The organism is Sulfuricaulis sp. (genome assembly GCF_041499725.1).
GTDB lineage: Bacteria > Pseudomonadota > Gammaproteobacteria > Acidiferrobacterales > Sulfurifustaceae > Sulfuricaulis.
Genome location: NZ_JBGQKW010000026.1, coordinates 23,429 through 29,853, shown reverse-complemented (window position 1 = coordinate 29,853; position 6,425 = coordinate 23,429). Strand labels below are relative to the sequence as shown.

Sequence of the window (6,425 nt, the reverse complement as noted above, 5' to 3'; positions counted from 1 at the left end):
GTTCGACAAGCTCGCCACGAACGGACATATTCACCCGGTGTCGAAAGCTGATAGAGCAGCCTCCCCGATTTCATCCAACGTGTAATTTAGGGTATCGTTGCGGCTGCATTCGCATCCGGCATGCCGACGTCACACGCGCACCATGCAGACAGCCCTAGCCGATTTCATCCGCCACACGCCGCAGGGCATCGAGGCCGACGCCGTGCTTCGTACCTGTGTGCATTGCGGCATGTGCAATGCCACCTGTCCGACCTATCAGCTGCTGGGTGACGAGCTCGACGGCCCGCGCGGGCGCATCTACCTCATCAAGCAGATGCTCGAAGGCGCGGCCGTTACGCGTCATACGTTGACGCATCTCGACCGCTGCCTCACCTGTCGCAACTGCGAAACCACCTGTCCCTCGGGCGTGCAGTATCACAAGTTGCTGGATATCGGCCGTGATCTTGCCGAGCAGAGAGTAAGCCGGAGCCGCTTCGACCGGTTGGTGCGCTGGACCTTGCGCGCCATTATTCCTTATCCGGCGCGTTTCACGCCGTTGTTGCGGATGGGACAGTTTTTTCGTCCGCTGATGCCGTCGTTCCTGAAGCGTTCCGTGCCCCCGCGCCGGACGGCGATTCCGTGGCCGACGACGGCGCATGCGCGCTCGATGCTCGTGCTCGAGGGCTGCGCTCAGCCGGCGATTTCGCCGAACATCAACGCCGCCGCCGCGCGCGTTCTGGACAGGCTCGGCATACGTCTGGTCGCGGCATCCGGCGCCGGTTGTTGTGGCGCAGCGAGCCACCACACCTCGGGCAAGGAGCAGGGTCTCGATTTCGCCCGCCGCAACATCGACGCCTGGTGGCCGCACCTCGAATCCGGCGCCGAGGCCATCGTCATGACGGCGAGCGGCTGCGGCGTGCACGTGAAGGAATACGGCCAGCTTCTGAAAAACGATCACGCTTACGCCGCGAAGGCGAAAAAAATTTCTGAATTGACCAAAGACATCAGCGAGATTCTGATGAACGAAAACTTGTCGAAGCTCGTGAGCGGCGCGAAACCGGGACCCAAAGTCGCCTTCCATTGCCCGTGCTCGCTGCAACACGGCCAGAAGCTGAACGGGATAGTTGAAAAAATTCTGCGTGAAGCCGGTTTTTCGCTGACCGCTGTGCCGGATGCGCACCTCTGCTGCGGTTCGGCGGGAACCTATTCCATTCTGCAGCAGGAATTGTCGCAGCGCTTGCTGAGGAACAAGCTTGACGCGCTCGAATCCGGCCGGCCCGAGACCATTGCCACGGCCAATATCGGCTGTCTGGCTCATCTTCAGAGCGGGACAGCGCTGCCGGTGCGGCATTGGATCGAGATATTGGATGACTGTTCTTCGGCCGGCAGGGAGTAGTCCCGTCTTCATGACCTGAATCGGACCAGCCCGTTCGGATGCTTGTTTCGACGCGCGCGTCGGGAGTCAGCGTGTGATCGGAATTTGCGCCGTTGGTCCGGAAATCAGGTCTATGCGGAATCGCAAAAAATAAAAATCAATCAACAAGTTGACAACTTTAGTCGGGCGCTCATTGGGCTTGCAAATCGCGCAGCGCGGCCGCATTTAGTCTATATAAAAGGTGGGCGGAAACGTTCGAATGACTTTAGTAATCCATCAAGGAATGACCATGAAACTGTTTTTAGACAATCTGTTTTTTCTCGGCGAAATCGTCAGTCTGGCCGGACTGGCTGTGGGTGCATGGCTTGTACTGCGCGAGTCCCTCATCGGTATCGTTTGCCCCGATCGCAAAAATTCCGGGCTGGCCGTGGCGCTCCTGGCCTGTCTCGCGCACCCTTTCCGTCGCGCGGTACGGATCTGACCGGGCCACCGGTCAGACGCTGATTTTCTCCCCATCGTTTGGTTGCGGTGCCTGGCGTCGTGCCCATGCCGGGCCTGGTTTTATTGGTTGTTTTCGTCCGCCTGGGTCCCGGCCGCATTTTTCACCAGGTAAAAACCCATTTCATTTTTGCCTTCATTGTTCTTGAGTCACGCGACTTCTCCCGTTACATTGAGTGGCGGGAACCTGGACAAGTGTCGACGATTTATCCTCTGCATGACTCATGCACGGAAGAGATCGGATGAGCCAGGTCTTGCCGCCCGGCAATCGTCAGCGGATTTGAATTTCCGCGTGAGATGACGGTTCGCCGATAACGAATAACGATAGATAAAATCTTCGTGCATAAAGGACTAGGAGGCATAATGCAACACGCTACTGCAAGCATCTCGTGCAATACCTTTGTCAGGACGGTTGTGGCCGCCATGGCCATGCTGGGATTGTCAGCTCCGGCATCGGTGCTGGCGGACTGGGAACCCACCAAGCCGGTTGAATTTATCGTTCCTGCCGGAACCGGTGGCGGTGCCGACCAGATGGCGCGTTTTATTCAGGGTCTGATCGCAAAGCACAACCTGATGAAGCAACCGATGGTGGTGGTGAACAAGTCGGGCGGCGCCGGCGGCGAGGGATTTCTCTACGTCAAGGACAGCAAGGGGGACCCGCACAAGATCGTCATCACCTTGAGCAACCTTTTTACCACCCCGCTCGCGACCGGCATTCCGTTCAACTGGAAAGACCTCTCGCCGGTGTCGATGCTCGCGCTTGACGAGTTCGTGCTCTGGGTCAACGCCGACTCGCCGTACAAGACCGCAAAGGAATACCTGGACGCGATCAAGGCCGGTGACAATAACAAGTTCAAGATGGCCGGCACCGGTTCGAAGCAGGAAGACCAGATCATCACGGTCGCGCTCGACAAGTTCACCGGTAAGAAATTCACCTTCGTGCCGTTCAAGGGCGGCGGCGACGTGGCGGTGCAGCTGGTCGGCAACCACGTCGATTCCACCGTGAACAATCCAATCGAGGCCGTGGCCCACTGGCGCGCCGGCAAGCTGCGTCCGTTGTGCGTATTCGACGATCAACGCATGCCGTACAATGAAAAGGTCACGGACAAGATGTCGTGGCACGATATCCCCACCTGCAAGGAATCGGGCGTGAACGTCGACTATCTGATGCTGCGCGGCATCTTCATGCCCGGCGGCGTCAGTCAGGATCAGGTGAATTTCTACGTCAGCCTGTTCAAGAAAATGCGCGCGCTGCCGGAATGGAATGAGTTCATGGCAAGCGGCGCGTTCAACCAGAGCTTCATGAGCGGCAAGGAATACGCCGACTGGGTGCAAAAGGCCGAGGATACACACAAGGCATTGATGAAGGATGCCGGGTTCCTCGCCAAGTAGCGCAATGTCCCGCTGTCAGGCGGGCCCCGGTATTTGCGCCTGGCACCGACAGAACGGGGTGAGGATCGTAACCTGGTCATCACCCTGTTTTAAGCCGGTGCACCACGGCGCGTGATGGCCGACTGAGGAGTGGGGAATGCACGACAACGATCATGCCGAAGACGGGAGCCGACGCGGTGTTTCCACCAGGACAATGGAGATCTCCGTGGCGGCAGTGATCCTGTTGCTGAGTCTCGTGGTGATCTTCGACAGCCGGCGCGTCGGCGCCGGTTGGGCCGACGATGGTCCGCAGGCAGGCTACTTCCCGTTTTATATCGGACTTATTCTCTGTGTCGCCAGCGCTTGGACGCTGCTGCGGTCCGTGTTCTCCGGCAAGGCCGGCGCGAGCGTTTTCGTAAGCCATAAGAAACTTTGGCTGGTGATATCCGTATTCCTCCCTTCCGTGATCTATGTTGTTGCGATCTATTTCATCGGCATTTATGCCGCGTCCGCCATCTTTATCGGTGCGTTCATGTATTGGCATGGACGATTCCCATGGACGAAGATTATTCCGGTCAGTTTGCTTGTGCCCGTGTCCATGTTCCTGTTGTTCGAGCTATGGTTCATGGTGCCTTTGCCCAAGGGACCGCTGGAGGCGCTGATCGGTTACTGACGGCGCGGCCGAGTGCCGCGACCGGTGTCACAACATTTTTCACAACGTATTCCGGGGCGCGCGGGGATAAGCAACCGCCACTCGCAACAGGGGGAGGAGACCGAGGCGTGGAAGAATTCAACAGCCTGATGCAAGGCTTCAGCGTCGCGCTCACGTATCATAATCTGCTGTACATGCTGGTCGGCATCCTGTTGGGTGTGCTGATCGGCGTGTTACCTGGGCTCGGCGGCGCCAACGGCGTGGCGATCCTGCTGCCGCTTACCTTCACGATGCCTCCGACCAGCGCCATCATCATGCTGTCGTGCATCTACTGGGGCGCGCTGTTCGGCGGCGCGATCACCTCCATCCTGTTCAACATTCCGGGCGAACCCTGGTCGGTAGCGACCACCTTCGACGGCCACCCGATGGCCAAGGCCGGGCGCGCCGGCGAGGCATTAACCGCGGCGTTCACATCATCATTTGTCGGTGCCCTATTCGCGGTTATCATGATCACGTTTCTCGCGCCGCTAGTGGCGAAATTCTCGTTGAAGTTCGGACCGCCGGAATTCTTCGCCGTGCAACTGCTCACCTTCTGCAGCTTCGTCGGCCTCGGCAAGGGCCACCCCGCCAAGACTATTTCCGCCATGATGCTCGGTTTCGCGCTCGCCGCTGTCGGGCTCGACACCGTGACCGGCACTCTGCGCATGACCTTCGGCACCACCGAATTGCTGCGCGGTTTCAACTTCCTGATCGCGGTGATCGGCCTGTTCGGCATCGGCGAGATCCTGCTTACCATGGAAGAGGGGCTGGCGTTCAAGGGCGTGCACGCGCGCATCAACCCGCGCGTCGTTTTGCATACCTGGGCGCAACTGCCAAAATACTGGTTGACGGCGTTGCGCGGTACGCTGATCGGATGCTGGATGGGTATCACCCCGGGCGGCGCGACGCCGGCGTCGTTCATGAGTTACGGCATCGCCAAGCGTTTCTCCAAAACCGGCGAAAAATTCGGTACCGGCGAGATCGAGGGGGTTATCGCGCCGGAAACGGCCGCGCACGCCGCCGGCACCAGCGCGCTGCTGCCGATGCTGACGCTCGGCATTCCGGGCTCCCCGACCGCGGCGGTGCTGCTGGGCGGTCTGCTGATCTGGGGGCTACAGCCCGGACCGCTGCTGTTCGTGGAACAGAAGGAGTTCGTGTGGGGTCTGATCGCGAGCATGTATATCGGCAACGTCGTCGGCCTGATCATCGTGCTGACCACGGTGCCCTGGTGGGCGGCGATCCTGCGCGTGCCGTTCTCCATCATCGCCCCGGTCATCGTCGTGATCTGCGCGATTGGTGCCTACACCGTGAATAACGCCATGTTGGACGTCGTGCTGATGCTGGTGTTCGGCGTCGTCGGTTACCTGTTTAAGAAACTCGATTATCCGCTCGCGCCAATGGTGCTGGCGCTGGTGTTGGGCGATATGGCGGAAAGCGCCTTCCGCCAGTCCATGCTGCTTTCACGCGGTGAGGTCTCTATCTTCTGGTCGAACGGTTTGGTCGGAAGTATTTGCGGCCTGGCCATGCTGATGCTGTTCTGGCCGGTGATATCGAAGCTGTTGCGCCAATTGCGCCGCGGCAACAACGATCTGGACGAAGCACGTCCGGTGGAATAAGGAGGAGGATTTGTCATGCCGGTGATCGCCATGAATCAGGAAATGGGCTCGCAGGGAAAATTCGTCGCCGAAAAGCTCGCCGAGGAACTGGGCCTGGAGATCGTGCGCCACGAAATCATGGATCACGTGGCCGAGAAGATGCGCTTGCGTAAAAGCATGCTGCAGCGCTTCCTCGAGGGCAAGGCCGGCCTGCTTGAACGCTGGGGTACGGATGAGGCCAGCCTGGCGTTGTTCAAGGTCGAAGAGATTCTGGCGCTGGCGGCGAAGGGCAACGTCATCATCCGCGGCTGGGGCGCCACGCATGTGCTGCGCCCGATCCCGCATATTCCGTGCGTGCGCATCGGCGCGCCGTTCGCCACGCGAGTCAAGTGGCTCATGAACCGCCTCAACACCGACGACGAGGAGATGGCGAGCGAGGAAATACGCCACAGTGACATGGCGCACCGGACCAACATGCAGCACCAGTTCGGCGTGGCCTGGGGCGAACCCATGCAATACGACATCACGCTCAACACCGAGCGCCTGTCGGTGGCGACCTGTGTCGAGATGATCAAGGAACTGCTGAAGCGCCCCGAGTTCAAGGAAACGCCGGAATCACGCGCGAAGCTCGCCAACCTGACGCTCGAGTATCACGTGCGCGCGGCCCTGCGCGCCAACTCCAAGACCGCCGACGTCAAAATATCGATCAGTGCTGACAGCGGTAAGGTGAAGCTAGAGGGTATTGCCGCCAGCACCGAGGAGCGTCACGCCATTGCCGAGGTCGTGGGGCACGTTCCCGGGGTAAAGAGCGTGGACAACAAGCTCAAGACCATGAAGTACACCAAGATGTTTCCCGCGTCCAAGACCTAGGGACGCTGGATCAGTCTCCCACCCTTTTCTGCGGGAACCCTGGCCA

Annotated in this window: 6 protein-coding genes; all 6 read left to right on the top strand. The window is 59.5% G+C overall.

Translation table 11 applies throughout. The annotated features are described in order from the left end of the window. Positions 1–142: 142 nt before the first annotated feature. The 6 genes from glcF (at position 143) to ACC569_RS06495 (ending at position 6,379) form a co-directional block, all read left to right on the top strand. Entirely contained in the window at positions 143–1,375 is a 1,233-nt protein-coding gene (glcF, locus tag ACC569_RS06520; RefSeq protein ID WP_372522691.1) for a glycolate oxidase subunit GlcF, read from the top strand. 268 nt (positions 1,376–1,643) lie between these two features. Further along, positions 1,644–1,835 (top strand): hypothetical protein, encoded by a 192-nt coding sequence (locus ACC569_RS06515; RefSeq protein ID WP_372522690.1) that lies wholly within the window; start codon positions 1,644–1,646, stop codon positions 1,833–1,835. A gap of 380 nt (positions 1,836–2,215) precedes the next feature. Continuing rightward, complete coding sequence (locus ACC569_RS06510; protein WP_372522689.1) at positions 2,216–3,244, top strand: Bug family tripartite tricarboxylate transporter substrate binding protein; 1,029 nt, start codon at positions 2,216–2,218, stop codon at positions 3,242–3,244. Positions 3,245–3,380: 136 nt separating this feature from the next. Then, complete coding sequence (locus ACC569_RS06505) at positions 3,381–3,896, top strand: tripartite tricarboxylate transporter TctB family protein (protein ID WP_372522688.1); 516 nt, start codon at positions 3,381–3,383, stop codon at positions 3,894–3,896. Between the two features lie 107 nt (positions 3,897–4,003). Continuing rightward, entirely contained in the window at positions 4,004–5,530 is a 1,527-nt protein-coding gene (locus ACC569_RS06500) for a tripartite tricarboxylate transporter permease (protein WP_372522687.1), read from the top strand. A 15-nt stretch (positions 5,531–5,545) separates the two neighbouring features. Next, a complete protein-coding gene (locus tag ACC569_RS06495; RefSeq protein WP_372522686.1) occupies positions 5,546–6,379 on the top strand; it encodes a cytidylate kinase family protein in 834 nt (277 codons plus the stop codon). Positions 6,380–6,425 lie beyond the last annotated feature (46 nt).